Consider the following 24,907-nt stretch of genomic DNA (forward strand, 5'->3'; position numbering starts at 1 on the left):
GTCCCTTGTCCTCACCGCGCATAGACGGCAGAGTGGGGACTATGACTGAGAATGCGACACAGCTGACCGTGACCCGCACCATCGACGCGCCGGCCAAGGAGATCTTCGACCTCCTCAGCCTGCCGGAGCGTCACCGTGAGTTCGACGGCTCGAACACCGTGCGCTCCGATGAGAAGTCCGACCGCATCCAGGCAGTCGGCGACGTGTTCGTCATGAACATGCACGCCGAGCACATGGGCGGGGACTACCAGATGTACAACCACGTCACCGCCTTCGACCGCGACAAGATGATCGGCTGGCAGCCGGCTCAGGAGAAGAACAAGGACAACCCGGCCGGCTGGGAGTGGCTGTACGAGCTGCGCCCGCTCAGTGCTGATTCGACCGAGGTGACGCTCACCTACGACTGGTCGAAGGTCGAGGACGAGAAGCTCGCCTCGATCTTCCCGGCCTTCGACGCTGACGTCCTCGACGAGTCCCTCAACCAGCTCGCCGCCGCCGTCTCCGGAAGCTGAGCCACCGCCTCGGGAACGGAAGCTCCCACGACACGAGATCGCCCGGTCGCTGTCAGCGCAGCGACCGGGCGATCGTCATGCAGGGGCGGCCTCGCAGCCTCACAGCCGCACGGGCTCACAGCCTCACAGCCGTACGGGCTGCCGATCAGTCCTTGGTGACCTCACCGGTATCGGCATTGACGGTGACCTCTTCTGAGTCGCCGTTCTGCTCGATGTCGAACTGGAACTCCTTGCGGTTGTCGTCCCACTCGTACTTCCAGTCCTTGATGCGGCCCTCGCGCTTCTCCAGCGCCTTGTCCTTGGCCTCATCGAAGGTCATCGGGTCGTTGAGGTCGATGGCCTGCTCGTCGTCGTTCGTCGACTCCTGCTCGGACTTGAGGATCTCGCCGTTGTCGGCGTTGATCTCGTACGTGTGGTCCTGCCCGTCGACGAGCGTCTTGACCGTCCACGTCCAGGCGCTGTGGTCGTCTTCGTACTCGATCTCGATCGCGTGGACGATGCCCTCGCCAGCTTCCTTCGCGGCGATGTCGATCGCGTCCTGCGCGGTGGTGGAGAACTCATGGTCGGCTAGGTCGACGTCCTTGGCGGTGCCGTCACCGGAACCGGATCCGCCGTCAGAGCCGCCGCCGTTCGTCTCCTGTGCTGCCGACTCCTGTGTCGGGCTGTCCTCTGTGGTGTTGTCGTCCCCATTGGAGCAGCCGGCCAGTGCGACGGCGACGGAGACTGCTGCGATTCCTGCCAGAACTCTGCGCATCGTTCTCTCCCTTCATCTGGTGAGCCTGACATTGCCACTGCGGCCACAAGGCGCCTTGCATCTTCGGTGTCGCTGGCGCCGTGTGACCGCAGCGTGTGTCACTTCTCGAGGGCCTCGATGAGCGCGGCGTTGAAGACCTCCAGATCACCGGGATTGCGAGAGGTGATGAGGTTGCCGTCGACGACGAGCTCGGAGTCCTCCCAGGTCGCCCCGGCATTCTGCATATCGACCTTGACCGCCTCGTACGAGGTCAGCCTCCGTCCCTTGGCCAGGCCGGTCTGGGCGAGGATCCAGGGGGCGTGGCAGATGGCAGCGACAGGCTTGCCGGCTGCGAAGAATGCCTCGACGAGTGCGCAGGCATCGGCATCGAGGCGCAGTGAGTCGGCGTTGAGCGTGCCGCCGGGCAGCACGAGCATGTCGTAGTCATCGGCCTTGGCATCGGCGACCGGGACGTCGACGTCGAAGACCTCGGCGTGCTCCCAGTCGCCCTCCATCGCCTGCAGGGTGCCTTCGCTGGGGGACACGATGAATGTCTGTGCGCCGGCCTCGTTGAGCGCCGTGCGCGGGCTGGTGAGTTCGATCTGCTCGACGCCGCGCGTGAGCAGGAATGCAACCTTCTTGTCGGACAGGGCCATGATGCTCCTTCCATCGGGTGTGCGGTCCACATCTGCACAAACGACACAGCCCAGGTGAGTATTCCGTGCCCGAGGCGGTGGCGGGCTCCCGTGCCCGAGGCGGCGGTGGGCCTGCGGCGGCCGGATCAGAGACCGCCGGTGCCCAGAGCGGTGCGCACCATCGTCTCGAAGTGGCTGACGTGCTCGGCGGCCAGGTCGGCAGCGCGCTCGCCGTCGCCGTCGAGGATTGCGGCCAGCAGCTCGACATGCTCGCCGACGTGCTGCGGGACCCCGCGCAGGCGCAGCGCGAGGATGCACCAGATGCGGGTGGCGAGGCTGTCGAGCCGGATGAGCGTCTCACTCAGGTGCGGATTGCCAGCGGCAGCGTAGATCGCCCGGTGCACGCGGGTGTCGAATTCCAGCAGGGTCCGCGCATCGATCGCCGCATCAGATTCGTTCGCCGCATCCGTGTCGATCGCGCCGGTCGTGTCGATCGCCGCGGCCTCGGCGGCGAGCGCTTCGAGCTGACTGCGCAGCTGCGGATCCTGGCAGGCGGCAGCCCGCCGGGCGGCGACGGGCTCGAGGATGGTGCGCAGTTCGGAGATGTCGACGAGGTCGGCGATCTCGACCTGCGTGGCGAAGGTGCCGCGGCGCGGATATGAGACGACGAGGTGTTCGCTCTCCAGGCGCTTGAGCGCTTCGCGCAGCGGGGTGCGGCCGATCCCGATCTCCGCTGCGAGATCCGCCTCGCGGATCGGCTCACCGGGGGCGATGTCGAGCATCACGAGTGCATCGCGCAGGCGCACATAGGCCTGCTCGGCCAGTGAGCTCGCCTCCGGCATCAGTATCTCCCCTCATCGTGCCGCGCTGCGGTGAAAGAACCGCGGTGAAAGAACCTCTTGACGAGATCCTAGTCACATCCTACTGTGGTGTCACATTGATATATCAGTCGTCGATCAAACGTTTCCCGCAGCGATGGGGCGGTGTCTGAGGCCGGCACTGGCGCTGGAGCCGACGACTGCGTGCGAGAGGAGCACCATGCACGATCAGCGCGTGCTGCCGGCGCATCCGGACTTCATGTGGCGCAGCCCGGAGCCCAAGCACCGGTACGACGTCATCATCGTCGGCGGCGGAGGCCACGGTCTGGCCACCGCCTACTACCTGGCCAAGAACCACGGCATCACGAATGTTGCCGTCCTAGAGCGCGGCTGGCTGGCCGGAGGCAACATGGCCCGCAACACCGCGATCATCCGCTCGAACTACCTATGGGATGAATCGGCGGCGATCTACGAGCACTCGCTGCAGCTGTGGGAGGGCCTGGAGGACGAACTCGACTACGAGATCTTCTTCGACCAGCGCGGCGTGCTCAACCTCGCCCACACCCTGCAGGAGGTCCGCGACTCCGTCCGCCGCGTCGAAGCCAACCGGCTGGCCGGCATCGACGCCGAATGGGTCGAACCCGAACAGGTCAAAGAGCTCTGCCCGATCATCAACATCGATGACAACCTGCGCTATCCGGTCCTCGGAGCGACCTACCAGGCCCGAGGCGGGATCGCCAAGCATGACTGGGTCGCCTGGGCGTTCGCCCGCCGGGCCTCCGAGCTCGGCGTCGACATCATCGAGAACTGCGAGGTCACCGGCTTCGACATCGACCACGGCCGGGTGACAGGAGTGCAGACCGACCGCGGGCCGATCGGCGCTGAATCCGTCGCGCTGGCCGCAGCCGGCGCCTCCTCGACCCTGGCGGAGCTGGCCGGCTTCCGGCTGCCGATCCAGACCCGCCCGCTGCAGGCACTGGTGTCCGAACTCCACGAGATCGTCCACCCGAATGTCGTCATGAGCAACCACGTCCATGTCTACGTCTCCCAAGCGCAGAAGGGCGAACTCGTCATGGGCGCTGGCGTCGATGCGTACAACGGCTACGGACAGCGCGGCTCCTTCCACGTCATCGAACACCAGATGGCCGCCGCCGTCGAGCTCTTCCCGATCTTCGCCCGCGCCCACCTGCTGCGCGCCTGGGGCGGCAATGTCGACGTCACGATGGACGCCTCCCCGGTCGTTGGGCTCAGCCCGGTCGAGAACCTCTACGTCAACTGCGGCTGGGGCACCGGCGGCTTCAAGGGCACGCCCGGTGCCGGATTCGTCTACGCCCACACGATCGCCACCGGCCAGCCGCATGAGCTCAACGCACCGTTCAGCCTCGAGCGCTTCGACACCGGTGCCCTCGTCGACGAACACGGCGCCGCCGGCGTCGCCCACTGACACCGCGCACCAGCCCCACGCGGCGCGCACCGGCCCCACGCGCCGCGCGCCGGCCTTTCAGACCTCAGGAGATCCCATGCTCATCATCGACTGCCCCCACTGTGGTCCCCGGATGGAGACCGAGTTCCACTACGGCGGACAGGCCGACATCGCCTACCCGGCTGACGCCGCAGACCTGCCGGATTCCGACTGGGCCCAGTTCCTCTTCTACCGCGACAACCCGCGCGGGGACTTCGCCGAACGCTGGGTCCACACCGCCGGCTGCCGCAAATGGCTCACCGTCACCCGCAACACCGTGACCAACGAGTTCACCTCCACTCCGCGGCCCGGCGCCCCGGCACCGCAGGCCAGCACCGACGCCCACGTCACCACCACCGCCGAGGCGCCGCTCGCCTCGGGCGCGGACACCGCCCGGAAGGAGGGCCAGCCATGACCCGCAACCCCCAGCAGCCGGGCACCGGCCCGGCAGCGTGCAGCGAGACGCCCACCCGGCTGCCGGCCACCGGCATCGACCCAAGCCGGCCGATCAGCTTCGACCTCGACGGCGAGACGATCACCGGTGTCGCCGGTGACACGCTGGCCTCAGCGCTTATCGCCGCAGGCCGCACCCGGTGCGGCGACTCGCTGTACCGCTCCCGCCCGCGCGGCGTGTTCACCGACGGCCCGGCCGAACCCAACGCCTACGTCGAGACCACCATCGACGGGGTGACCGAGACGATGCGCCAGGCCACGATGGTCGAACTCGCCCCCGGCATCACCGCCCGCACGCTCACCGGGCTCGGCCGGCTGCTCGACGCACCCGCACCAGGTGAGCCGACCGACCCGGGCAAGCGCACGATCGCCCGCTACGACAAGCGCAACACGTTCACCGACGTGCTCATCGTCGGTGCCGGACCCGCAGGGCTGGCCGCCGCCCGGGCCGCTGTGCGCACCGGAGCGCGCGTGATCCTGGCTGAGCAGGACTTCCGCCTCGGCGGCCGCTCGCTCGCCTCCGATGAGACGATCGAAGGCCAGCCGGCCGCCGACTGGATCGAGGCCATCCGCGCTGAACTCGTGGCCTGCGAGGAGTGCCGGATCCTCACCCGCACCGCGGTCGTCGGCTCCTTCGACTCGAACTACGTCGTCGCCGTCGAATCCCGCCGCGACCACCTCGATGCCGCCCCGGCCGGCATGTCCCGGCAGCGGCTGTGGCACATCACCGCAGACCAGGTGGTGCTCGCCACCGGCGCGCTCGAACGCCCGCTGGTCTTCGCGCACAACGACCGGCCCGGCATCATGCTCGCCTCGGCCGCGGCCAGCTGGCTGCACCGCTTCGGCATCCTGCCCGGCCGCCGGATCGCGATCGCTGCGACGAACGATTCGCCCTACCCACTGGCCGGTGCCTTGGCTGCCGCCGGGGCTGCGGTGACGGTCATCGACTCGCGCACAGCTCCGGCCGCCGCCGAGGCGGTCGAGAACGCCGGAGTCACCGTCCACCGCGGGTGCGCGGTCACCGAATCGCTCAGCGACAGCGACGACGGGCATGTCACCGGCCTGCGCTTCGGCGCCTTCGACGGCACGCGTGTCGACGCGGCCAGCGAGCAGGAGACCGGCTGCGATCTGCTGCTGCTCGCCGGCGGCTGGACGCCGACCGTCCACCTGCACTCCCAGCGCCGCGGGGACCTGCATTGGGATGAGGCGCTCAGCGGCTTCGTCCCCAGCGCCCCGGTGGCAGACCAGCATCTGGCCGGTGCCGTGAGGGGCACCTACGCCACCGAACTGTGTTTGGCAGAGGGCACGGCTGCCGGCACGGCTGCTGCGGCAGCGACCGCGTGGGTGCGTGAGCACGGGGAGGAGACCAGCCCGGCCACCTCGGCAGCGGACGCCGCCACGGCGGCCACCGCCTCGGGAACGGGCGCCACCGCCTCGGCAGCGGACGCCGCAACCGTGCCCACCGCCTCGGCGGCGGTCTCCGACAGTCAGCGCCGCGCTGCCTGCGGCGAGGTCCGCCCGGTGTGGCTGGGCGCGACCCGCCTGCCGAGCAGCGACCGGGCCGATGAGAACGTCGAGTTCGACACCTGCTTCCTCGACCTGCAGCGCGACGAATCCGTGCGCAACGCGGTCCGGGCGATCAACGCCGGGATGCGCAATGTCGAGCACATCAAGCGCTACACCTCGATCGCCACCGGTGCCGAGCAGGGCCGCCTGTCCTCGGTCGTGACGAACGGGATCATCGCCCAGGCTCTCGGCGCAGGCATCGGTGAGCTCGGCGTCACAACCTTCCGCGCCCCGTACACGCCGGTGTCCTTCGCTGCACTCGCCGGCCGCTCGCACGGGGAGCTGTACGACCCGGCGCGGCTCACCCCCACCCACTTCTGGGCGCTCGAGCGCGGCGTCGTGTTCGAAGACGTCGGGCAGTGGAAGCGCGCCCGCTACTTCGCCCGCGATGGTGAGGACATGGACGCAGCCGTCGCCCGCGAATGCGCAGCGGTACGTGAGCGGGTCGGCTTCCAGGACGCCTCCACGCTGGGCAAGATCGAGATCCGCGGCGCTGACGCCCCGGAGTTCCTCAACCGCATGTACACCAACGGGTTCCTCAAGCTCGCCGTCGGCAAGGGCCGCTACGGGCTCATGTGCGGCCCCGACGGCATGGTCATCGACGACGGCGTCTCACTGCGCCTGGCCGAGGACCGGTACTTCATGACGACGACGACCGGCAATGCTGCCCACATCCTCGAACACCTCGAAGAGTACGCACAGACCGAATGGCCCGAACTCGACGTGACGATCACCTCGGTGACCGAGCAGTGGGCGACGATCGCAGTCGCCGGGCCGCTGTCGCGCAGGGTCGTGGCGAAGCTGTTCCCCGACCTCGACGTCAGCCGGGAGGCCTTCGGGTTCATGGAGTTCCGCACCGCCCCCCTGCACGCCCCCGGCACCGGAGCTGCCGGCGAGGACGGTGACTCGATCGAGGCGCGGGTCTGCCGGATCACCTTCTCCGGTGAGCTCGCCTTCGAGATCAACGTGCCCGCCTGGTACGGCCGTGCGGTCGCCGAACTCGTCGAAGCCGCAGGTGAGGAGTTCGACATCACCCCCTACGGCACCGAGACGATGCACGTGCTGCGAGCTGAGAAAGCCTTCCCGATCGTCGGGCAGGACACCGACGGCACCGTCAGCCCCCACGACCTCGGGATGGGCTGGGCGGTCTCGACGCGCAAGGAGTTCGTCGGCAGCCGCTCGTTCGCCCGCGCCTTCAACCACGACCCCAACCGCAAACACCTCATCGCGCTGCTGCCCGACGACCCCGAGGTGGTGCTCGCCGAAGGGGCGCAGATCATCACCGCAGACGATGCTCCCGCCGCCGAGGCGGTCGTCGCCTCCCGCGGGCGCGCTGACGCGGCCGCCCCGATCCCGATGATCGGGCAGGTGACGTCGAGCTACATGTCCCAGGCGATCGGCCGCAGCTTCGCGCTCGCCCTCGTCAAGGGCGGCCGGGAGCGGATCGGCCAGACAATCGTCGCGAGCTTCGGCGGCCGCTTCGTCCCCGCGACCGTCGCCGACACGGTCGTCTTCGACCCGGAGAACACGCGCCGCGACGGCGTGGAAGGAGTGAGCTGAGATGACGACGACAGCCCAGACCGGCAACCGGGCACCGCAGCTGCGGCCGATCAGCCCAGCCGAGCACCGGGCCGCCGACATGGACGCCGGCTCGAGTGCGGCAGTGCGCCTGCGTGAGATCCCGTTCGCGCAGATACTCGCGATCCGCGCCGAACCCGGTTCGCCGATGGCCGCCGCCGTCGAGGCCGAGCTCGGCCGCCTGCCGGCTGCGGTCAAGCAGGTGACAGTCAGCCAGCAGGCCACGACCTGCTGGCTGAGCCCCGATGAGTTCCTCGCCGTGCTCACAGATGAGTCGCTCACGGCCGCCGCCGAGGTGGCGGAGACGATCATGGCCCGTGCCGGTTCTGCTCCCGGTCACGTCCTCGATGTTTCGGCCAACCGCACGACCCTCGAACTGTCAGGCCCGGCCGCGCGGGACATCCTCGAATCGTCAGCGACCATCGACCTGCACCCGAGGATGTTCCCCGCCGGCACAGCTGTTGCGACGAATTTCGCTCAGACCCAGGTGATCTTGCACAAGACAGGGGAGGAGACGTGGCGGATCCTGCCGCGCTCCTCATTCGCCGACTCCGTCGTCACGTGGCTGCTCGACGCGATGGAGGAGTATCGGGAGGCCAGCTGACCGGCAGCCGAAGTCTCACCCAGCCGAAGTCTCACCCAGCCGAAAACTCACCCAGGACGAGCCGCCTGGGCGACAGGTAGCATGAGCCGCAGGGCCACCCGCGTCATCGCGGGATCCCTGCGGCTTGTGCATGCAGCGCCAGCCGGAACGCCGACGCCTGATGAGAGGGCTGCCATGGCTGACATCACGACCCCAGAGATCATCGATTTCCCCGGCAGCCCCACCGCTGTCGTCCGTGCTGAAGGGCTGGAGCTCGCCGAGATCGCCGCCTACATGGATGAGACGTTCGCCGCCCTGACCCAGGCGACCGAGAACGGCGACATCACTCCGGCAGGACCTGCATTCTGCCGCTATGACACCGCCATGGTCCCCGACGAGACCGGCCAGCTGCCGCCGCTCGACCTCGAAGCCGGGTTCCCGCTCGTCTCCGCACTCGGCGGCGCGCTCACCGCCGGCGAGGTGCGCATCGAGCCGTCCGAACTCCCGGCCTGCCAGCTGGCGGTGACGAAGTACACCGGACCCTATGACGGGCTCGGCCAGGCATGGGAGCAGTTCACGCAGGCCCTCGTCGATGACGGCTGCTCACTCGGCATGCCCTGCTGGGAGGCCTACGACACTGAGCCGACTCCGGACACCGACCCGGCCACACTCGTGACCGGGCTCGCCGTCCCCGTCGCCCGCGACTGAGCGCACGCGGTTCGCGCGTCCGCCCGGCCGGACGCGAACACGCCCCGCACAGCCGGAACTGTGCGGGGCGTGCTGCGTTGATGGCGGAGGTCAGCGTCCGGAGCTCACTGCTCGCGCGGCTGCCGAGGGCTGACCTCACCGGCCCGGCGGGCGACGTCGGACTGCTCACGATCGTCTCGGCGGGTGAAGAGGTTCTTCGTCGCCGAGAGCCGGTAGTCGATGCGGTTGTCGACGCGGTCATCGACCTTGTCGCCGAGCACATCGTCGAACTCATCGGAGAGGTACTCCGACATCTGCTTGCTCTCGATGACGCGCTTGATCGCGACTTGGCGGGCATCCTCCTTGCGGAACGCCTGCACTGAAGCCAGCGCGATGAGGGTGAGCACGATCGAGAACGGCAGCGCGGTGGCAAGCGATGCCGCCTGCAGCGCCTCCAGACCGCCGGCCAGCAGCAGGCCGATGGCGATGGCGCCCTCGAGCACGCAGAACAGGATGCGCGACCACATCGGCGGGTTCGGGTGTCCGCCGGATGCGAGCATGTCGACGACGAGCGATCCGGAGTCCGATGAGGTGATGAAGAAGACCGTCACCAGGATGATCGCCAGGACGGACATGATCGCACCCATCGGCAGACCGGAGAGCATGTCGAACAGCGCCTTCTCAGCGACCACGCCGTCCTGAGGGTCGACGAGCCCGCCGGAGCCGAACAGCTCCTGGTGGATGCCGGTGCCGCCGAGCACGGAGAACCAGAAGAAGCCGACGAGCGAGGGCACGACGAGCACACCGGCGATGAATTCGCGCACGGTGCGTCCACGCGAGATGCGGGCGATGAACACGCCGACGAAGGGTGCCCAGGAGATCCACCAGCCCCAGTAGAAGATGGTCCAGGCCGAGTTCCAGTCTGCGCCCTCAGCGCCGGTGAAGGCACCGGCATCGAAGGTGAGGTTGAAGAAGTTCGCCAGGTACACACCGAGGGACTCGATGAAGTTCTCGAACAGGAACAGCGTCGGCCCGAGCATGAGCACGGCGATGAGCAGCAGGCCGGCGACGGACAGGTTGATGTTCGACAGCCACTTGATGCCTGCGCCCACACCGGAGACCACCGACAGGGTCGCCAGGAACGTGATGCCGGTGATGAGGATGATGAGGAAGGTGTTGTCGACGGTGTCGACGACGCCGATCTCCTGCAGGCCCGAGGAGATCTGCTGGACGCCCAGCCCCAGTGAGGTGGCGATGCCGAAGACGGTGCCGAACACGGCGAGGATGTCGATGAGGTCACCGGCCCAGCCGCGCACACGGTCGCCGAGGAGGGGCTCGAGTGCCCAGCGGATCGAGACCGGGCGGCCGCGGCGGTGGATGGCGTAGGCCAGCGCAAGACCGATGACGGCATAGATCGACCACGGGTGCAGTCCCCAGTGGATGAACGTCTGCGCCATCGCCAGATGCTGCTGCTCGACTCCGTCGGTCGGCCAGCCAGGTTTGGGCGTGGTCGTCGCATAGGTCAGCGGCTCGCCGACGCCGTAGAACACCAGGCCGATGCCCATACCGGCAGCGAACAGCATCGCAAACCACGACAGCAGCCCGAACTCCGGCTTCTCACCGTCGTCGCCGAGGCGGATCTTGCCGAACTTCGAGACCCCGACGCCGATCGAGAAGAACACGAACCCGCCGATGACGAGCATGTAATACCAGCCGAGGTTGTGCACGATCCAGTTCTGGGTGGCTGTCAGCACCATGCCGGTGGTGTCCTGGAAGACGATCGCCAGGATCGCGATGAGACCGATGAGGATGATCGACGGCCAGAACACCGCCGGGGCGATGAGCCCCTTCTTGTCGATCCGCACGCCTTGGGCGATGAGCTTCGCGGCGATCCGCGAATCGGAGTCCTCATCCTCGATCTGCAGGTGGTCCGGCAGCCGCAGCTCCTCGGCTTCCTGCACGTCATCACGCAGGTGATCGGGGGCCGCGTGGACGGTCGCTGTGCTGCGATCCTGTCCTGTCTTGTCGTCAGTCGTCACTGTGGTTCTTTCCGTGTTGTCAGCGTGTCTGCGTATCGAATTCCGTCACTTACCATCTCGGATTGTCCCAGCAGCGGCAAGTTCACCTGACAGTCCAGTGATGTCCCTCACATGGCGCTGCCTGGTCTCAAGGGTAGCGTGCCGGCCGCCTCCCCACCCGCGCCCGAGGCGGTGGGCGCCGAGCGCCCGGCTGTCGCCTCCGCTGGGGTCTCGTCGGCATCTGCGGTCGGGTCGCCTGCCGCGTGCAGGTTCCGCGGCGTATGCAGCGGTCCTTATCGGTTTCTGCGGTGTTTGTCATCAGTGTGGTGTGGTTCGTTGCAGTTCTGTGACCAGCAGTGACACGTAACTGCAACACACCTGTCATACGGCCTCCTTAGACTCATCCTCACGCCGTGCGCCGATGCCCGCGGCGCTCCCGATCCCCGAGGTGCCCCCATGCATGTCTTCCGTCGCATCGTCCTCCCCGTCAGCTACCTGGTGGTGCTGCTCATCATCGCCATCGCGCTCGCCTGGCTGGCCTTCCGCCCGCAGGCGAGCACCACCGTCGACGGCGAACCCACCGGGGAGGTGCTGGCTGAGGAGACCGTCGTGGCGCGCGGAGACGTGTCCAATGTGCTCAGCTTCGACGGCAAGATCGAAGTCGAGCCGGCCAAGGACGCCAAAGCATCAGAGACCGGCACGCTCGTCCACATCTTCGAGCAGTCCGGACGCAAGGTGAAGAAGGGCGCCCAGCTGTACCAGATCAAGGTCGAAGGCGAAGCCGGGGGCCCGGCCCCGGCCGCCGAACCCGGTTCTGACGGTGACGCCGCCGAACCCGCCCCGGCACCGGCCCCGCGTCCACGCTACGTCAACGTCGTCGCCCCTGCCGACGGGGTCGTCGGCGACTATGCGGCTGAGAAGGGCGAGGACGTTGCGAAGGGGCAGGCGGTCACGAGCATCGAACAGGACTCCTTCCGCGCTGTCGCCTTCATCGAACCGGCCCAGCTGTACCGGATCCCCAAGATGCCGGACACCGGCACCGTGACGATCACCGACGGACCGCAGCCCTTTGAGTGCACGAGCCTGCGCCTCAACCAGGTCTCCGGCAGCCGCAGCACCGGTGACAGCGCCGGTGACAGCGCCGGGGAGGACGCCGGTGAGGAGCCGGCACCAGACGACAGCGAGGCCCCGGCACCGGAGGCCGGCGCCTCGGGCCCGTCGATCAGCTGCGAGGTCCCCGACGAGGTGACCGTCTACAACGGGCTGAACATGAAGCTCGAACTCGACGCCGGCTCAGCCACCGATGTGCTCATCGTCCCGACCACCGCGGTGCGCGGCACGATCGGCGACGGCAGCGTGTGGGTCATCGACGACTCCGGCGAACCGGTCGAAACCCCGGTCAAGCTCGGCATCAACGACGGCGAGAACGTCGAGATCACCGAGGGGCTTGAGGAGGGCCAGTCGATCGCCGCCTACGTGCCCGGCGCTGAGCCTGAGTCGCCTGAGGACTTCGACGAGGGCGGCATGGTCGACGAGGGAGAGATGTGAGCGCAGCGCCGATCCTGCAGCTGCGCGACGTCACCCGTTCCGTGCGGCTGCCCAACGACAGCATCCTCGACATCCTCACCGGCATCGACCTCGACGTCTATCCCCGCGAGCACGTCGGCATCGTCGGCCGCTCCGGCACCGGCAAATCGACCCTGCTCAACATCCTCGGGCTGCTCGACCGGCCCACCAGCGGCGGCATGTGGTTCGCCGGGACCGAGGTCTCGCGCATCTCCCAGCGCCGGGCCGCCGCGATCCGCGGGCAGGATGTCGGATTCGTGTTCCAGCAGTTCAACCTGCTGCCCGGCCGCACCGCGCTGGAGAACGTCGAAGCACCCCTGCTGTACGGCTCGCCCCGGGAGTTCTGGCAGCGCCGGCGACTCGCCACCGAAGCCCTCGAGCGCCTCGGCCTCGGCCACCGGCTGCGCCAGCTGCCGATCGCGCTCTCCGGCGGTGAGCAGCAGCGGGTGGCGATCGCCCGGGCGATCGTGCGCAAGCCGCGCGTGCTGCTCGCCGATGAGCCCACCGGTGCCCTCGACGTCGACACCGGCCGGGCGGTGATGCGGCTGCTGGAGGAGATCACCACCGAAGGCGACTGCTCGCTCATCACCATCACCCACGACCCGAACATCGCGGCGATGGCCTCCCGCCGCTTCCAGCTCAAGGACGGCCGGCTGCACCTGCTGGAAGCCGCCACCGCAGCCGAGGTCGCCACCCACCTGGGCGGAGGTGCGGCATGACCCGAATCGTGTCCCTGCTGGCCGAAGCCTGGCAGGAGCTGCGCATCCACAAGCTGCGGGTGCTGCTCTCCCTCATCGGCGTCGGCGTCGCCGTCTGCGCCCTCACCCTCGTCGTCGCTCTCGGGGCGATCGCCGAACGCGTCTCCACGGAGTACATGGAGCGGGTCGGCGGCCGCCCGGTGACCCTGAGCATGTACCCCTCCCAGCTGAGCACTGCCAGCGAGTACGAGGTGTTCCGCGACCGACTCGATGCCGAGGCCGAACGCTTCGACATCAGCTACATCACCGCCCTGTCGGAGGGCTACGGCCCGATCGCGGTCAACGGCACCCCGTACGATGTCAACCTCAACGCCGTCGACCCGTCCTTCAAGGTCATGCGCCACCAGGTCGTCACCGCCGGCCGCTGGTTCGAAGCCGGCGATGAGCAGAACATGTCGCCGCCGGTCGTTGTGAGCTCGAACTTCCTCGACCAGACCGGGGTGTCGGCAGCGGACCTGCCGCGCACCATCACGACGCCGACCGGGGCGCAGGCCACCGTCATCGGAGTGGTGCAGGGCGGCGGGGTGATGGAGGACCCGACGGTGTTCTTCCTGCCGCAGCATATGGCGGTGATGAACCCGGATGAGGGGTTCGACAGCCTGCGGGTGGACCTGTGGGTGCCGGAGCACAACGCCAAGACCCTGCAGAAGCAGCTCGGGCCGGCCCTCAAGGCCAGCCTCGGGGTGCAGTCGGTCGAGCGATCCGACTTCGCCGCGCAGGGCGATATGGGCCTCGGGATGCTCAAGGCGATCCTGCTGTCGATCTCCGGGATCATCATGGCGATGGGCGTGCTCGGGATGATCAACATCGCCGTCGTGACGATTCAGCAGCGCATCCGCGAGATCGGCATCCGGCGCAGCTTCGGCGCCTCGACCGGACGGGTGTTCTTCTCGGTCATGATGGAAAGCGTCGTCGGCACGTTCGTGGCAGGCGTCGTGGGTGTCGGAGCGGCGATCCTGCTGCTGCGCAACCCGCTGGTGGCCCAGGTGCTGTTCGACGGGCTCCAGGACACCCCGCCGTTCCCGATCTCAGCCGCGCTGCTCGGCATCGTCGTCGCACTCGCCGTCGGCGGACTGGCCGGGCTCATCCCGGCCCTCGTCGCCACCCGCATCCGGATCATCGACGCGATCCGCACCTGACCCGGCCACCGCCTCGGGCGCGGCCACCGCCTCGGGCACGGCCCGAGCCACCTCACATCACGGTCGCGGCGACCGTGGCGGCCATCTCGGTGACCTGTGCGAGGTGCTCCTCGCCGACCTCGCCGGTGAAGGTGACCGGCTCGAAGGCCTTCTCCCACCCGAATCCGGTGGTGATCGACTCCATCGCTTTCTGCGCCCCGGTCGTGTCGTAGCCGCCGTGGATCCAGTAGGAGAACGGCCGCCCGGCGTTCTGCTCGCGGGTGTCGTAGTAGGTGGTGTCGAAGAAGTGCTTGAGGGCACCGGAGATGTAGCCGAAGTTCGCCGTCGTGCCGAGCACATAGGCATCAGCTGCGAGCACATCGTCTGCTGTCGCCTCCAGCGCGGCGCGCTCGATGACCTCGACGCCTTCGAGTTCGGGCATGTTCAGCCCCTCCCGCGCAGCCGCAGCGAGCTTCTCGGTCGCTGGCGAGGGCGAATGGTGGACGAGCAGCACACGTGCCATACCTCCACTGTAGCGAGCACCGCGCCCGAGGTGAATGCCCGGTTTGCACGGATCGATAGACTGCCATGCATGGCAGTCATCCGCGATCCGCTGCGCGGTGCGCGCATCCCGCAGCCGAGTCACAGCGACGAGCAGATCGCCGCAGTCATCGCCGAGCTGGCAGACACTGCGCCGGCTGGTGAGCACCCGTGGACGGTGCTCACCGGGGCTGGAATGAGCACCGATTCCGGCATCCCCGACTACCGCGGTCCCGGCTCCCCGCGCAGGTCTCCGATGACCTACCAGACCTTCCTGTCGCATCCGCGCCAGCGCGCCCGCTACTGGGCGCGCAGCTGGGTCGGCTACCCCCGGATGCGCCTGGCCGAGCCGAACCGCGGGCACGAACTCCTCGCCCGCCTCGGGCTCGGACCGCTCATCACGCAGAACGTCGACGGGCTGCACATCGCCGCCGGCTCCGATCCGGTCATCGAGCTGCACGGCAGCCTCGCCCGGGTGGTGTGCCTGCAGTGCCGGCGGGTCTTCGACCGCAGCTGGCTGCAGGAGGAGATGACGGCGCTGAATCCCGGCTTCGGCGAGCAGCTCGAGGTCGACCTGGCCGATATCGAGACCGCTCCCGACGGCGACGTCGAACTCGATGAGACCGCCGGGTTCCGCTACCCGGACTGCCCGATCTGCCGCGGCATCCTCAAACCCGATGTCGTGTACTTCGGCAAATCCGTCCCGCGTGAGCGTGTCGAGGCCGCCACCGCCGCCGTCGATGCCGGGTCAGGGCTGCTTGTGGCCGGCAGCTCGCTGGCGGTGCACTCGGGGCTGCGGTTCGTCCGCCGCGCGGCCAAGGCCGGCAAGCCGATCGTCATCGTCACCGACGGCCCGACGCGCGGCGATGACCTGGCCGATTACCGCTCCACCAGCCGGATAGCGGACTTTCTGCAGACACTCAGCGAGAAATGTGGACGCCTCCGCACAGCAGACGGCAGACTGAGTGTATGAGGAAGAACTACGCACGCGACGAACGGCTCAGCCTCGCTGCGCTGATGTTCGATGTCGGCCCGGACGCACCCACCCTGTGTGAGGGATGGACGGTGCGGGATCTGGCAGTTCACCTCGTCATCCGCGACCGCAGGCCCTTCGCGCTGCCGGGCAACGCCTCCCCGCAGCTGGCCGAGCGCTTCCCCTCGCTGGATCGATACAAGACCTCGGTCGAGACGGAATTCACCGAGATGCCGTTCGAGCAGCTCGTCGGTCTCATGGCGGAGGGTGCGCCGATCTGGTCTCCGGCGAAGCTGTCGTCGGTCGACCGGGTGATGAACACCGCGGAGTTCCTCGTCCACCATGAGGACGTCCGCCGGGCCGCCGATGACTGGCAGCCGCGCAGCCTGTCGTGGGACATGCAGATGAGCGTGTGGCCGCTGCTGAAGATGCTCGCGCTGCCCCAGGCTCTGTCAGTCGGCAAGCACCTGATCTTCGACGCTCCCGGATTCGCCGGCACCACCGCCGGGCCCAAGTCCAAGGGCATCATGAAGGTCACCGGCAAGCCGCTGGAGATCCTGCTGTGGGTCTACGGCCGCAAGGACCATGCGATCGTCGAGGTCGAGGAGTTCGACCCGCCTGAGGGAACCGATCCCGAGGCGGCAGACGATGTGCAGACCGGCACCCTTCCCGTCGTGGAGCCGTGTCCAGGCGACGTGAGTGCCGATGACCGTGACGACAGCGAGCACGGTGACGCCGCCGCGCGCGGCGATGCTGCCGGGCGCGGTGACGTTGCCGGGCGCGGTGATGCTGCCGGGCGCTGATCAGCGCCCCGGCGCCTGATCCTCCGGGCCGTGCGGGCCCCACACGTCGCGTGGGTTCGTCGCGTCGCGGTCGCCTGTCGCGCTGGCTCGACCGGTCTGGTCCGCAACCGGCGCCGCATCTCCCGCGCTGTCCCGCTCCTGCTGGAGCCGGCGCTGCTCTTCAGCGTGCATGCGCGCGCCGATATAGGAGTTCGGGCGGTTCATCGTCCGGTAGATGAGGTAGCCGCCGCCGAAGAGGGTGATGAAGAAGAACGCGATGACAATGAGCACCGCCAGAAGCTGCGGCTCATCCATCTTTCGGCCTCCTGACCTGGGGAGAAGAAAACGCGGTGCGGCAGTATGCGCTCTGCGGTGCACGGGTGCCGTTCCGCCACCATGGTGCCACACCTCGGGCCTCGCGCAGCATCCGACCCGGCCACCGCCTCGGGAGCGGGGATCCACAGCGTCAGCTGAGCGATGTCAGCGGTTCGCAGTAGGGTAGGGGATGTGTCTACTGCACTGTACCGCCGCTACCGCCCGGAGACTTTCGACGAGGTCATCGGCCAGGACCATGTGGTCACCCCGCTCATGGCCGCGATCGCCAATGACCGCATCAACCATGCCTATCTGTTCTCCGGTCCGCGCGGCTGCGGCAAGACCACCTCAGCGCGCATCCTCGCCCGCTGCCTCAACTGCGTAGAGGGCCCGACCGCGCAGCCGTGCGGACAGTGCCCCAGCTGTCGCGACCTCGCCAACGACGGCCCCGGCTCACTCGACGTCGTCGAGATCGACGCAGCCAGCCACAACGGTGTCGATGACGCCCGTGACCTGCGCGAACGCGCCGTCTACGCCCCTGCCCGTGACCGGTTCAAGGTCTTCATCCTCGATGAGGCGCACATGGTCACCCCGCAGGGATTCAACGCCCTGCTCAAGCTCGTCGAGGAGCCGCCGGCGCATGTGAAGTTCGTCTTCGCGACCACCGAGCCGGAGAAGGTCATCGGCACCATCCACTCGCGCACGCACCACTACCCCTTCCGGCTCGTCCCACCCGAGGTGCTCACCGGCTACCTCGACGAGCTGTGCACGCGGGAGAATGTGCCGGTCTCCAAGGGCGTGCTGCCATTGGTTGTGCGCGCTGGCGGCGGATCGGTGCGCGATTCGCTCTCCGTGCTCGACCAGCTCATGGCCGGCGCCGGAGCTGACGGCGTCGACTACCACACGGCGATCGCCCTGCTGGGTTATACACCCGATTCGCTGCTCGGTGACATCGTCGATGCGTTCTCCGCCGGGGACGGGGCGGCGGTGTTCCGGGTCGTCGACCGGGTCATCGAGTCCGGTCAGGACCCCCGCCGGTTCGTCGAGGATCTGCTGGAGAGGTTCCGCGACCTGGTCGTCGTCGGTGCCGCTCCCGAGGCGGCGGCCTCGTTCCTGCCGGAGGTCCCGGCTGATCGGCTGGAGCGTCTCGTCCAGCAGGCCCGGTCGTTCGGGCAGGCGGAGCTGTCGCGGGCAGCCGATCTGTTCAATACGGGGCTGTCGGAGATGACCGGTGCGACCTCGCCGAGACTGCAGCTCGAGCTCATCTGCGCGCGCGTGCTGCTGCCGGCTGCCGAGAAGTCCCGGCGCTCGACGCTCAGCCGCGTCGAGCGGATCGAACGCCGCATCGGCATGGGCGCCACTGGAACTCTGCCACCTGGAGCTGTTCCGGCTGCCGCACCTGAGCGCGGCGAGACGGGTGCTGCCGAAACAGGTGCGGGCGAAACCGCCAGCGCGGCTGGAAGCGGTGCCCAAGCTGGTGCTGCTGCTGGAGCTGGCATGCCGACCGACACCGGCCAGCCTGCGAAGCCAGCACCTGCACGCAGCGTCGACGACGATCTCGACGAGTTCGCAGCCGCTGCCGCAGCCGCTGAATCCATGCTCAGCGACGATCCAGACGCCGACAAGGCTGCAGAATCCGCTACAGCTGCAGCTGACACGTCGGCGCCCGAGCCGACTGCAGTTGAGTCGCCTGCAGCTGAGTCGCCTGTGCCCGAGGTGGCCGCGCCTGAGCATGCCGCATCTGAACCGGCTGCCCCCGCAACCGCGAACTCGGCAGCCCCCGCAGCCGCAGACACCACACAGCACATCCAGCCGCAGCCGCCTGCCCAGCAGCCCGGCCAGCAGCCTGGCGGGCAGCAGGATTCCGCCCAAGTTGAGCAGGCAGGACCGCAAGCAGCTCCGGCGGCCCAGGCCAAGCAGCCGACGCAGGCACAGGGCTCGCAGCAGCCCTCCCAGCCTCAGGCTGCGTCCGAACCGGCACAGCCGCCGACCCCCGCCTCGGGACCGGGGCAGCCAGGAGCGGAGATCGATGCGATCCGCCGCGCTTGGCCCGACATCCTCGATGCACTCGGCCGCACAGCGAAGCTTGCCCGCGCGATCGTGAGCAACAGCGCGGTGCCCTACGGATTCGCCGACGGAGTCTTCTACCTCGGGTTCGACAACCCCGGCGCTCTCAACTCCTTCAACCGCGGCAACAACGCGCAGAAGCTCAGCGAAGCGCTCAACGATGTGCTCGGCATCCATGCTCGCGTCGAGGTCGGACCTGCGACCGGAAACGTGCCCGGCGGCCACAGCGGCGCGCCGGCTGCCAACTCGGGTAGCCCCGGTGGGGGAGGAGCCTCGCCGCAGCAATCCCGCGGGCACGAACAGCAGAGCACGATCAACCGCCCGCGTCCCACGCAGGAGGAGATCGACTCCGTCGTCGGCCCCCGCGAGGCTGACCGCGAGCCGATCGACCATGAGCGCTTCTGGCAGAGCCCAGGCGATACGGCAGCTGCCGAATCCGCTGCGGACGATGCGGAGGAAGGGCAAAGCCTAGACCAGCCCGCAGCTGAGACTCCCGCCACCGCAGGAGAGACTCCCGCCACCGCAGGAGAGACTCCCGCCACCGCAGGGGAGAGGCCGAACGCAGCACAGCCCGGACCAGAAGCCGAGCAGCACTCTAAGTGCCAGGCACCGCTCGCCCACGATGTCGAAGAGCCTGACGACGGGCCCGAACCGCCGCCGGAGGACGACTACTACGCCGGTGCCGACGTCGGAGATCCGTACGAGGCAGACACGAGTGCAGGCTCTGGTGCTGTCGACATGCCCGCAGTCGTGGTGCCGCCGCCTGCGGCTATCGACGATGAGCATGAGGCATCCGGTGCCGACCGAGACCACGCTGAGACGACCGACGCTGAGGGCTCCGCTCCAGCCGATCTTGGCGAGACCGCAGCCCAGAACGCACCGCCGAGCGGCAATGCGGCCGACGGTGACGATGACCTCGACTTCCTCGGCGCCTACGCCGACCCGAACATCGCCTTCACCTCCAACGACGGCCCCGACGCCCCGCTGCCAAAGGGCGAGGGGCCGTCGGAATCAGCCAACCCGTATGCCAGTTACGCGCAGCGCTTCGCCCAGCGCGCCCAGCAGAACGGCGACGGCAGCAGCCCCGGCCGTGACGTGCACTCCGGGGCTCCCGGGCAGCCAAACCACGCCTCCGGCCCGGCCCACACCTCGGGACCAGCCCACACCTCGGGACCAGCCGACACCTCAGGCCCAAGACCGGCAGCCGAGAGCGGAGTCGCACCGGCACGCACCGCGAACGGCGACGGGCCAGCAGCCCACGACCGGCAGGCCGGCACCGGCCGACCCGATGACGGATACGAGGACTTCGATCCCGATACGGATATGGACATCACCGAGGCCCCTGACGTCGGCGTGCCTGTCGTTGAGCGGATCCTCGGCGGTGTCGTGATCGAGGAGACCGACGCATGAGCATGCTCTACGAAGGCGCCCTGCAGGACCTGGTCGACGAGTTCGGCAAACTTCCGGGCATCGGCCCGAAGTCCGCCCAGCGCCTGGCGTTCCACATCCTGCAGAGTCCCAGCGAGGACGTCTCCGGGCTGGCCCGCGCGCTGACCGAGGTGAAGAAGCGGGTGAAGTTCTGCGAGACCTGCGGCAACGTCGCAGAGGACACCGAATGCGTCATCTGCAAGGACACCCGCCGCGACCAGAGCGTCATCTGCGTGGTCGAAGAGCCCAAGGACGTCATCGCCATCGAACGCACCCGCGAGTTCCGCGGGCTCTACCACGTCCTCGGCGGCGCGATCGACCCGATGGCAGGCATAGGCCCCGATGAGCTGCGCATCAAGAGCCTGCTGCCGCGCCTGCAGAGCGGCGAGGTCACCGAATGCGTCATCGCCACCGACCCGAACCTCGAAGGCGAAGCGACAGCGACCTACCTCGTGCGGCTGCTCTCCAGCCTCGGCATCACCGTCAGCCGCCTGGCCTCCGGCCTGCCCGTCGGCGGCGACCTCGAATACGCCGACGAGGTCACCCTCGGCCGCGCCTTCGAAGGCCGCCGGCCCGTCGCCCAGTGACACCAGGGGCCCAGTGACGACGGGCGCTGAGCGGCAGCAGAAGCTCAGCGCCGGAGCGGGCGCAGCAGCCCCAGCAGCCCCGCACGCACAGCCCAGCCCGGCCGGAACCCCGGCCGGGCTGAAATTCTTTTCCGGGGCCTCACCAGGCACAACGCAACTTATCGACTATCGATATGCTTCAAGCTCTTGACTCCTTATCGAAACTCGAGAAGTATATTGACTGTCGATATATCGAAAATCGATATGCAGCATCAGTCACCCTCGATGAATGGAGAAGCCCATGAACACCCAGGGCACGCCGCAGAACACAGCACCGGCAACCGCTACCGGCCGTCGCAAGAGCCGCGGAGGCCTGGAGCTCCTCAGCCTCATGGCCCTGGCGGTCATCCTCGTCAACGCCGTGACCGGCATCGTGCGGGCGATCGTCTCCCATGAGCTCACCGTCTCCCTCGAACTGCCGGAACAGACCGAAGGCCTCATCCCCGGAGTCCCGGCCCGGGCCGATGGAATGATGAGCTTCGTCATCCCCTTCGACGAGCTCAGCGCCTGGGCGATCACCCACGTGCTCATCGCACAGGCCCTCCTCGTCGTCGGCACCCTCGCCGCAGGCTGGTACCTCAGCCGGGTCATCAGCGTCTTCGCCGAAGGCAACCCGCTGTCGCAGCGGGCCTCGCGCGACCTGAGCATCGCCTTCTGGATCGCCTTCGGCACCGGAGTGGCCGTCGGGCTCAACCTCATGCTCGGCGGCAACCTCGTGACCCGCGGCCTCGACATCTTCGAGGCCGGCTTCGGCAACGGCGTCACCACGATGGGCAGCTTCGTCTGGCTCGGCGTCCTCGGCCTCATCCAGGTCTTCCGCCAGGCACTGCTGCGCGGCCAGCGCGCCGAAGACGAGCTCGAAGGAGTCATCTGATGAGCAGCGAGAGCACCACCCGCGCGGTCCGCTGCCACCTCGATGAGCTGCTCACCGCCCGCGGCAAGACCCTGACCGAACTGGCGAACGAGGTGGGCGTGACACTGGCCAACCTCTCGGTGCTCAAGAACAACCGCGCCAAGGCCATCCGCTACACCACACTCGTGGCCCTGTGCGACGCGCTGGACTGCCAGCCCGGTGATCTCTTCACCGTCGCCGAGGTGCCGGTTCCGGCCAGCTGATCTCTCGCCTATCGGCAACGGAAGCCCCGCTTCGGGACCGGCGCGCCCCTCGAAGACCCAGCCCCCGCCTCGAGACCCAGCCCCGCCTCGAAGACCCAGCCCCCGCCTCGGACGCGGCGGACCCCGTCATCGTCCAGATGGCGGGGCCTGCCGATGTGCGCGCGGGCCGGTGTTTACAATGGGCCGAGGCGTTGCGAGCAACGCGACTGTACCCGGACGAAAGTGATTGCTGTGAGCCTAGTTGTGCAGAAGTTCGGCGGATCCTCCGTGGCCGATGCCGACTCCGTCAAGCGCGTGGCCAAGCGGATCGTCGAATACCGCCAGGCCGGCCATGATGTTGTCGTCGTGGTCTCGGCGATGGGCGACAGCACCGATGACCTCATCGATCTGGCCAAGGAGATCTCCCCGGTCCCGCCGGCCCGCGAACTCGACATGCTGCTGACCGCCGGTGAGCGGATCTCGATGGCCGTGCTCGCCATGGCGATCGCCAACCTCGGCTACCACGCGCAGTCCTTCACCGGCTCACAGGCCGGCGTCATCACCGATGAGTCCTTCGGCAAGGCCCGCATCATCGACGTCACCCCCGGGCGCATCCGCTCCGCCCTCGACGACGGCAACGTCGCGATCGTCGCCGGATTCCAAGGCGTGTCCCAGACGACGAAGAATATCACGACCCTGGGTCGCGGCGGCTCGGACACGACCGCCGTCGCCCTCGCCGCAGCACTCGAAGCCGATGTGTGCGAGATCTACTCCGACGTCGACGGCGTCTTCACCGCCGACCCGCGCATCGTGCCGAGCGCACACAAGATCAACATCATCAGCTACGAGGAGATGCTGGAGATGGCCGCCTCGGGCGCGAAGATCCTTATGCTGCGCTGCGTCGAGTACGCCCGCCGCTATCGGGTTCCCGTCCACGTGCGCTCCTCGTTCTCCCAGCACCAGGGCACCTGGGTGACCGATGCGCCCATTCCCGAGGCGTTCCGCACCGCACAGACAGAAGAAACGGAAGAGAACATGGAACAGGCAATCATCTCCGGTGTCGCGCACGACCGTTCGGAGGCCAAGCTCACGATCGTCGGTGTGCCCGACATCCCGGGCAAGGCGGCCGAGATCTTCCGTACGGTCGCCCGGCAGGAGATCGACATCGACATGATCGTGCAGAACATCTCGACCCGCGATCCCGGCCGCACCGACATCTCCTTCACCCTCCCGATGGACGACGGCGCGAAGGCCATCGAGGCGCTCGAAGCCGGCAAGGCGAGCATCGGCTTCGACCACATCCAGTACGACGACCAGATCGGCAAGCTCTCCGTCGTCGGCGCGGGCATGCGCTCGCACCCGGGTGTCACCGCGACGCTGTTCGACGCGCTGGCCGACGCCCACATCAACATCGACATGATCTCCACCTCGGAGATCCGCATCAGCGTCGTCACGAGTGCTGAGCTGCTCGACGACGCGGTGCGCGCAGCCCACACCGCCTACGGCCTCGATGCCGATGACACCGAAGCGATCGTGTACGGAGGTACCGGACGATGAAGGCACTCAACATCGGCGTAGTCGGCGCCACCGGCCAGGTCGGTGAGGTCATGCGCGACTTGCTGGCAGACAATCCAGGCTTCGAGATCGCCTCGATCCGCTTCTTCGCCTCGGCGCGTTCGGCCGGTCGCGAACTCGACTTCGCCGGGCAGACCGTCGTCGTCGAAGACGCCGCGACCGCAGACCCCACCGGCCTCGACGTCGCTCTGTTCTCAGCCGGCGGGTCGACCTCCCGGGCGCAGGCATCGCGCTTCGCCGAGGCCGGGGTGACCGTCATCGACAACTCCTCGGCCTTCCGCTCCGACCCTCAGGTGCCGCTCGTCGTCAGCGAGGTCAACCCCGAAGCCATCAACGACACCCCCAAGGGCATCATCGCCAACCCCAACTGCACGACGATGGCCGCGATGCCGGTCATCAAGGCTCTCCACGACGCCGCCGGGCTGGAGCGCATGACCGTGGCGACCTACCAGGCGGTCTCCGGCTCCGGGCTGGCCGGTGTCGAGGAGCTTGCCGGGCAGGCGCGCGCGGTCATCGACGATGCCGAGCAGCTTGTGCGCGACGGCGCTGCTGTCGACTTCCCCGCTCCCGAGGTGTACACGGCTCCCATCGCGTTCAACGTTCTGCCGATGGCCGGGTCGATCGTCGACGACGGCGAAGGTGAGACGGACGAGGAGAAGAAGCTGCGCAACGAGAGCCGCAAGATCCTCGGGCTGCCTGAGCTGCGGGTGGCGGGGACGTGTGTGCGCGTGCCGGTGTTCTCCGGTCACAGCCTCGCTGTACATGCCGAGTTCGCCCGCGAGATCACCCCGGAGGCCGCACGCGAGGTGCTCGCTGACGCACCCGGCGTCGAGCTGGCCGATGTGCCGACTCCGCTGGGGGCTACCGGTCGCGATGCCAGCTTCGTCGGCCGCATCCGCGCCGACCAGTCGGCACCTGAAGGGCGCGGTCTGGTGCTGTTCATCTCGAACGACAACCTGCGCAAGGGCGCAGCGCTCAACACCGTGCAGATCGCCCGTCTCATCGCCGAACGCGGCTGA

General features: G+C 68.2%; 23 protein-coding genes. 17 read left to right on the forward strand and 6 right to left on the reverse strand.

Annotation, left to right across the window (positions count from 1 at the left end; genetic code table 11):
* Window positions 1–41 precede the first annotated feature (41 nt).
* A complete protein-coding gene (locus H9634_RS06800; RefSeq protein ID WP_175293206.1) occupies window positions 42–512 on the forward strand; it encodes an SRPBCC family protein in 471 nt (156 codons plus the stop codon).
* 145 nt (window positions 513–657) lie between these two features.
* Here the strand turns inward: H9634_RS06800 and H9634_RS06805 are convergent, their stop codons facing one another.
* The 3 genes from H9634_RS06805 to H9634_RS06815 all read right to left on the reverse strand — a co-directional run bounded on the left by H9634_RS06805 (window position 658) and on the right by H9634_RS06815 (window position 2,722).
* A complete protein-coding gene (locus tag H9634_RS06805) occupies window positions 658–1,266 on the reverse strand; it encodes a PepSY domain-containing protein (RefSeq protein WP_191725951.1) in 609 nt (202 codons plus the stop codon).
* Window positions 1,267–1,364: 98 nt separating this feature from the next.
* Window positions 1,365–1,901, reverse strand: a complete 537-nt coding sequence (locus H9634_RS06810) for a type 1 glutamine amidotransferase domain-containing protein (protein WP_175293204.1) — start codon at window positions 1,899–1,901, stop codon at window positions 1,365–1,367.
* Window positions 1,902–2,026: 125 nt separating this feature from the next.
* Window positions 2,027–2,722 carry a GntR family transcriptional regulator gene (locus tag H9634_RS06815; RefSeq protein ID WP_191725952.1) on the reverse strand — a complete coding sequence of 232 codons (696 nt, stop codon included), beginning with the start codon at window positions 2,720–2,722 and terminating at the stop codon, window positions 2,027–2,029.
* A gap of 196 nt (window positions 2,723–2,918) precedes the next feature.
* On the opposite strand from H9634_RS06815, the gene H9634_RS06820 reads away from it, so the two are divergent.
* From H9634_RS06820 to H9634_RS06840, 5 genes are all read left to right on the forward strand, one after another.
* Window positions 2,919–4,142, forward strand: coding sequence for a sarcosine oxidase subunit beta family protein (locus tag H9634_RS06820; protein WP_191725953.1), 1,224 nt, complete (start codon window positions 2,919–2,921; stop codon window positions 4,140–4,142).
* A gap of 76 nt (window positions 4,143–4,218) precedes the next feature.
* Window positions 4,219–4,575, forward strand: a complete 357-nt coding sequence (locus H9634_RS06825) for a sarcosine oxidase subunit delta (protein WP_175293201.1) — start codon at window positions 4,219–4,221, stop codon at window positions 4,573–4,575.
* Window positions 4,572–7,739 carry an FAD-dependent oxidoreductase gene (locus H9634_RS06830; RefSeq protein ID WP_191725954.1) on the forward strand — a complete coding sequence of 1,056 codons (3,168 nt, stop codon included), beginning with the start codon at window positions 4,572–4,574 and terminating at the stop codon, window positions 7,737–7,739. Before H9634_RS06825 ends, H9634_RS06830 begins: the two co-directional genes overlap by 4 nt.
* 1 nt (window position 7,740) lies before the next feature.
* Window positions 7,741–8,361: a sarcosine oxidase subunit gamma gene (locus tag H9634_RS06835; protein ID WP_191725955.1), complete on the forward strand. Its 621-nt coding sequence runs from the start codon at window positions 7,741–7,743 to the stop codon at window positions 8,359–8,361.
* A gap of 174 nt (window positions 8,362–8,535) precedes the next feature.
* Window positions 8,536–9,048, forward strand: coding sequence for a GyrI-like domain-containing protein (locus H9634_RS06840; RefSeq protein WP_191725956.1), 513 nt, complete (start codon window positions 8,536–8,538; stop codon window positions 9,046–9,048).
* Between the two features lie 104 nt (window positions 9,049–9,152).
* Here H9634_RS06840 and H9634_RS06845 read toward each other — a convergent pair whose 3' ends face one another.
* Window positions 9,153–11,066 carry a BCCT family transporter gene (locus H9634_RS06845; protein WP_404801676.1) on the reverse strand — a complete coding sequence of 638 codons (1,914 nt, stop codon included), beginning with the start codon at window positions 11,064–11,066 and terminating at the stop codon, window positions 9,153–9,155.
* 435 nt (window positions 11,067–11,501) lie between these two features.
* Between H9634_RS06845 and H9634_RS06850 the strand changes: the two genes are divergently transcribed.
* From H9634_RS06850 to H9634_RS06860, 3 genes are read left to right on the forward strand one after another with little or no spacing between them, the layout of a single operon-like run.
* Window positions 11,502–12,593, forward strand: coding sequence for an HlyD family efflux transporter periplasmic adaptor subunit (locus H9634_RS06850; RefSeq protein WP_191725957.1), 1,092 nt, complete (start codon window positions 11,502–11,504; stop codon window positions 12,591–12,593).
* The gene (locus tag H9634_RS06855) at window positions 12,590–13,330 is read left to right on the forward strand and encodes an ABC transporter ATP-binding protein (RefSeq protein WP_191725958.1); all 741 of its coding nucleotides are present in this window, start codon (window positions 12,590–12,592) and stop codon (window positions 13,328–13,330) included. The genes H9634_RS06850 and H9634_RS06855 overlap by 4 nt, the downstream gene beginning before the upstream one ends.
* Window positions 13,327–14,508, forward strand: coding sequence for an ABC transporter permease (locus H9634_RS06860; RefSeq protein WP_191725959.1), 1,182 nt, complete (start codon window positions 13,327–13,329; stop codon window positions 14,506–14,508). Before H9634_RS06855 ends, H9634_RS06860 begins: the two co-directional genes overlap by 4 nt.
* Window positions 14,509–14,560: 52 nt before the next feature.
* Here H9634_RS06860 and H9634_RS06865 read toward each other — a convergent pair whose 3' ends face one another.
* Window positions 14,561–15,010: a flavodoxin family protein gene (locus H9634_RS06865; RefSeq protein WP_191725960.1), complete on the reverse strand. Its 450-nt coding sequence runs from the start codon at window positions 15,008–15,010 to the stop codon at window positions 14,561–14,563.
* Window positions 15,011–15,079: 69 nt separating this feature from the next.
* Between H9634_RS06865 and H9634_RS06870 the strand changes: the two genes are divergently transcribed.
* Together H9634_RS06870 and H9634_RS06875 are read left to right on the forward strand one after the other, a co-directional pair.
* The gene (locus tag H9634_RS06870; RefSeq protein WP_191725961.1) at window positions 15,080–16,000 is read left to right on the forward strand and encodes a Sir2 family NAD-dependent protein deacetylase; all 921 of its coding nucleotides are present in this window, start codon (window positions 15,080–15,082) and stop codon (window positions 15,998–16,000) included.
* Window positions 15,997–16,803, forward strand: coding sequence for a TIGR03085 family metal-binding protein (locus tag H9634_RS06875; RefSeq protein WP_191725962.1), 807 nt, complete (start codon window positions 15,997–15,999; stop codon window positions 16,801–16,803). The genes H9634_RS06870 and H9634_RS06875 overlap by 4 nt, the downstream gene beginning before the upstream one ends.
* Here H9634_RS06875 and H9634_RS06880 read toward each other — a convergent pair whose 3' ends face one another.
* Complete coding sequence (locus tag H9634_RS06880; protein WP_191725963.1) at window positions 16,804–17,097, reverse strand: hypothetical protein; 294 nt, start codon at window positions 17,095–17,097, stop codon at window positions 16,804–16,806. It abuts the gene before it with no gap.
* A gap of 192 nt (window positions 17,098–17,289) precedes the next feature.
* Between H9634_RS06880 and H9634_RS06885 the strand changes: the two genes are divergently transcribed.
* The 6 genes from H9634_RS06885 to H9634_RS06910 all read left to right on the forward strand — a co-directional run bounded on the left by H9634_RS06885 (window position 17,290) and on the right by H9634_RS06910 (window position 24,907).
* Complete coding sequence (locus H9634_RS06885) at window positions 17,290–20,574, forward strand: DNA polymerase III subunit gamma and tau (protein ID WP_191725964.1); 3,285 nt, start codon at window positions 17,290–17,292, stop codon at window positions 20,572–20,574.
* On the forward strand, window positions 20,571–21,179 hold the full coding sequence (gene recR, locus H9634_RS06890) for a recombination mediator RecR (RefSeq protein WP_165884517.1): 609 nt from the start codon (window positions 20,571–20,573) through the stop codon (window positions 21,177–21,179). The genes H9634_RS06885 and recR overlap by 4 nt, the downstream gene beginning before the upstream one ends.
* Before the next feature lie 268 nt (window positions 21,180–21,447).
* Window positions 21,448–22,092, forward strand: coding sequence for a hypothetical protein (locus H9634_RS06895; protein ID WP_191725965.1), 645 nt, complete (start codon window positions 21,448–21,450; stop codon window positions 22,090–22,092).
* Window positions 22,092–22,334 carry a helix-turn-helix domain-containing protein gene (locus H9634_RS06900; RefSeq protein WP_191725966.1) on the forward strand — a complete coding sequence of 81 codons (243 nt, stop codon included), beginning with the start codon at window positions 22,092–22,094 and terminating at the stop codon, window positions 22,332–22,334. Before H9634_RS06895 ends, H9634_RS06900 begins: the two co-directional genes overlap by 1 nt.
* Window positions 22,335–22,565: 231 nt before the next feature.
* Complete coding sequence (locus H9634_RS06905; RefSeq protein WP_175293189.1) at window positions 22,566–23,870, forward strand: aspartate kinase; 1,305 nt, start codon at window positions 22,566–22,568, stop codon at window positions 23,868–23,870.
* Entirely contained in the window at window positions 23,867–24,907 is a 1,041-nt protein-coding gene (locus tag H9634_RS06910; RefSeq protein WP_191725967.1) for an aspartate-semialdehyde dehydrogenase, read from the forward strand. The genes H9634_RS06905 and H9634_RS06910 overlap by 4 nt, the downstream gene beginning before the upstream one ends.

This window comes from Brevibacterium gallinarum (assembly GCF_014836885.1).
Taxonomy (GTDB): domain Bacteria; phylum Actinomycetota; class Actinomycetes; order Actinomycetales; family Brevibacteriaceae; genus Brevibacterium; species Brevibacterium gallinarum.

Excerpts from the sequence above, each read along its gene's own strand:
- H9634_RS06900 (WP_191725966.1), top strand. The coding sequence starts at position 22,092 with ATGAGCAGCGAGAGCACCACCCGCGCGGTCCGCTGCCACCTCGATGAG.
- H9634_RS06820 (WP_191725953.1), top strand. The coding sequence starts at position 2,919 with ATGCACGATCAGCGCGTGCTGCCGGCGCATCCGGACTTCATGTGGCGC.
- H9634_RS06910 (WP_191725967.1), top strand. The coding sequence starts at position 23,867 with ATGAAGGCACTCAACATCGGCGTAGTCGGCGCCACCGGCCAGGTCGGT.
- H9634_RS06870 (WP_191725961.1), top strand. The coding sequence starts at position 15,080 with ATGGCAGTCATCCGCGATCCGCTGCGCGGTGCGCGCATCCCGCAGCCG.
- H9634_RS06850 (WP_191725957.1), top strand. The coding sequence starts at position 11,502 with ATGCATGTCTTCCGTCGCATCGTCCTCCCCGTCAGCTACCTGGTGGTG.
- H9634_RS06810 (WP_175293204.1), bottom strand. The coding sequence starts at position 1,901 with ATGGCCCTGTCCGACAAGAAGGTTGCATTCCTGCTCACGCGCGGCGTC.
- H9634_RS06840 (WP_191725956.1), top strand. The coding sequence starts at position 8,536 with ATGGCTGACATCACGACCCCAGAGATCATCGATTTCCCCGGCAGCCCC.
- H9634_RS06805 (WP_191725951.1), bottom strand. The coding sequence starts at position 1,266 with ATGCGCAGAGTTCTGGCAGGAATCGCAGCAGTCTCCGTCGCCGTCGCA.
- H9634_RS06895 (WP_191725965.1), top strand. The coding sequence starts at position 21,448 with ATGGAGAAGCCCATGAACACCCAGGGCACGCCGCAGAACACAGCACCG.
- H9634_RS06880 (WP_191725963.1), bottom strand. The coding sequence starts at position 17,097 with ATGGATGAGCCGCAGCTTCTGGCGGTGCTCATTGTCATCGCGTTCTTC.
- H9634_RS06830 (WP_191725954.1), top strand. The coding sequence starts at position 4,572 with ATGACCCGCAACCCCCAGCAGCCGGGCACCGGCCCGGCAGCGTGCAGC.
- H9634_RS06825 (WP_175293201.1), top strand. The coding sequence starts at position 4,219 with ATGCTCATCATCGACTGCCCCCACTGTGGTCCCCGGATGGAGACCGAG.
- H9634_RS06800 (WP_175293206.1), top strand. The coding sequence starts at position 42 with ATGACTGAGAATGCGACACAGCTGACCGTGACCCGCACCATCGACGCG.
- H9634_RS06875 (WP_191725962.1), top strand. The coding sequence starts at position 15,997 with ATGAGGAAGAACTACGCACGCGACGAACGGCTCAGCCTCGCTGCGCTG.
- recR (WP_165884517.1), top strand. The coding sequence starts at position 20,571 with ATGAGCATGCTCTACGAAGGCGCCCTGCAGGACCTGGTCGACGAGTTC.
- H9634_RS06835 (WP_191725955.1), top strand. The coding sequence starts at position 7,741 with ATGACGACGACAGCCCAGACCGGCAACCGGGCACCGCAGCTGCGGCCG.
- H9634_RS06865 (WP_191725960.1), bottom strand. The coding sequence starts at position 15,010 with ATGGCACGTGTGCTGCTCGTCCACCATTCGCCCTCGCCAGCGACCGAG.
- H9634_RS06860 (WP_191725959.1), top strand. The coding sequence starts at position 13,327 with ATGACCCGAATCGTGTCCCTGCTGGCCGAAGCCTGGCAGGAGCTGCGC.
- H9634_RS06815 (WP_191725952.1), bottom strand. The coding sequence starts at position 2,722 with ATGCCGGAGGCGAGCTCACTGGCCGAGCAGGCCTATGTGCGCCTGCGC.